Genomic DNA, 2120 nt, shown 5'->3' on the forward strand with positions numbered 1-2120 from the left:
TGTCATTTTCATAAAAGATTTTCACATCCCCAGAACAATTAAAAAAACTATAAAAAAACACAACTACACTTTTAGTTTTAATAAAGATTTTATGGCTGTTATAAGTGGTTGTGCAACTGTTAAAAGAAAGGATAGTGATACTACCTGGATAACAGATGAAATGATAGAAGGTTATTATAAACTCTTTTTAATGGGACGGGCTTTTTCAATTGAAGTGTGGGAAGATTCAGAGATTGTAGGAGGTCTTTATGGGGTAAAAATTGAAAAATATATCTCAGCAGAATCAATGTTCCATAAAAGAGATAATGCTTCAGATGCAGCATTGATAAAATTAGTTCAGTTGTGTATAAATTCAAATATACCTATGATAGATTGTCAAATTACAAGTGACCACATTTTTAGGTACAATGCAATTGAGATTACAAGAAAGAAGTTTCTAGATTATTTACAAATACTTTTAAATAACAAATATCCAAGCATCTCAAAAGGTTTATCATAAAAATTATAAATCAACCCTTTAAAAATATTTGTATACATATATACTTAATTTATATTTTTAATAATTGAGAGGTGATTATGAATAACTGGGAAAAGATGGTTTTTAGTTATAAACTATATTTAGAGGATAATACTTTGGTGGATTCATCAGGTGATGAACCAATAACCCACATTGTTGGAAAGGGCGAGATTATTCCAAAGATTGAAGAAGCTTTACAGGAAATGAACATTGGGGAGAAAAAAACTATATTTTTAGAGCCTAATGAGGGCTATGGAAAATATAATGAAGACAATGTCTTATCATTAGATAAAAATAAATTACAGATAGACAACAATGTTTCTAATGGCCAATATGTTGATATTGTAGATGATAATGAAAATACTTACCGTGGCAAAGTATTGGAAATTGATGAAAATAACATTGTAATAGACTTCAACCACCCTCTTTGTGATAAAAGGGTATATTTTGAATTAGAGCTAGTAGATGCTGAATAGGTTAATGGAAAAAAGGGTTTAGTTCTTTTTCAAAACCAATTGTAGTAGGTCTCTCATGACCTGGATAAACTTTAGTGCTATCTGGTAAAATAAAAAGTTTATTTTTAACTGATGTGATCAAACTATTATAATCTCCCCCTGGTAAATCAGTTCTACCAATTGATAGATAAAATAGTGTATCCCCTGAGATTAAGATGCCTTCTTTTTCATTATAAAAACACATACTGCCTTTGCTATGACCCGGGGTATGTATAGCCCTAAATTCATCGTCTTCTAAGGTAAAAACTTCACCTTCTTTTATTTCCCTTACTTCTTTTGGCATTTCAATATTAGTTATTCCTAAAAAAGCAGCAACAACACTAGCATCTAGAAGATAATGATCGTCCCTATGTAAATAAAAAGGTATATTATATTTATCTTGCAAGGATTTAACTGCGCCAATATGGTCATAATGACCATGGGTATTTAATATAAACTGGGGCTTCAAGTTATTTTCTTCAATATAGGATATTATCTTATGAGCCTCATCACCTGGATCAAATATAATACATTTTTCATTTTTTGAGTAAATAATACAATTTTCTAATAAGGGTCCAACAGTTAATACTTTAATAGCCATAAAAAAATATCCTTAAATTTTTACTTAAAATCACTAACAATTGTAACTGGTCCATCATTTGATATATTAACTAACATCTTTGCTCCAAAAATACCAGTTTTAATTTTTTTATCAATATATTCTTCTATCATTGTATTAATAAATGTATTGTATAGCTTTTCAGCCTCCCCATAGGACATACTTTCTGTAAAATCAGGCCTTCTGCCTTTTGTTATATTGCCGTATAAAGTGAATTGACTAACTATCAAAATTTCTCCCTCTATATCCTTTAGTGATTTATCAAAGCTACTATTAGTGCTAGAAAATATTCTTAGGTTAAGAATTTTCTGTGCACATTTTTTTAAATCAATATCTACATCGCTATTGGCAAAACCAACAAATAGCAATATTCCCTTTGATATTTTAGATACAATTTTATTATCAACTTCAACACTTGCCTGTAATACTCTTTGTAAACAAATCCTCACAATTTTACCCCTCTATAACCTATTTTTAACATTTTCAATAA

The 2120-nt window shown here is 29.2% G+C and carries 4 protein-coding genes; 2 read left to right on the forward strand and 2 right to left on the reverse strand.

The annotated features are described in order from the left end of the window. Both SVN78_10465 and SVN78_10470 read left to right on the forward strand, forming a co-directional pair. Positions 1–499, forward strand: a 499-nt coding sequence (locus tag SVN78_10465) for a leucyl/phenylalanyl-tRNA--protein transferase (GenBank protein ID MDY6822028.1), incomplete at its 5' end; no start/stop codon positions are given. Between the two features lie 77 nt (positions 500–576). After that, positions 577–993, forward strand: a complete 417-nt coding sequence (locus SVN78_10470; protein ID MDY6822029.1) for an FKBP-type peptidyl-prolyl cis-trans isomerase — start codon at positions 577–579, stop codon at positions 991–993. Between the two features lies 1 nt (position 994). On the opposite strand, the gene SVN78_10475 is transcribed toward SVN78_10470, so the two are convergent. Both SVN78_10475 and dtd read right to left on the reverse strand, forming a co-directional pair. Then, positions 995–1612 carry an MBL fold metallo-hydrolase gene (locus tag SVN78_10475; GenBank protein ID MDY6822030.1) on the reverse strand — a complete coding sequence of 206 codons (618 nt, stop codon included), beginning with the start codon at positions 1610–1612 and terminating at the stop codon, positions 995–997. A 20-nt stretch (positions 1613–1632) separates the two neighbouring features. Continuing rightward, positions 1633–2079, reverse strand: coding sequence for a D-aminoacyl-tRNA deacylase (gene dtd / locus SVN78_10480; GenBank protein ID MDY6822031.1), 447 nt, complete (start codon positions 2077–2079; stop codon positions 1633–1635). Between the last annotated feature and the right edge of the window lie 41 nt (positions 2080–2120).

The sequence above is a fragment of the Deferribacterota bacterium genome, assembly GCA_034189185.1.
Lineage (GTDB): Bacteria > Chrysiogenota > Deferribacteres > Deferribacterales > UBA228 > UBA228.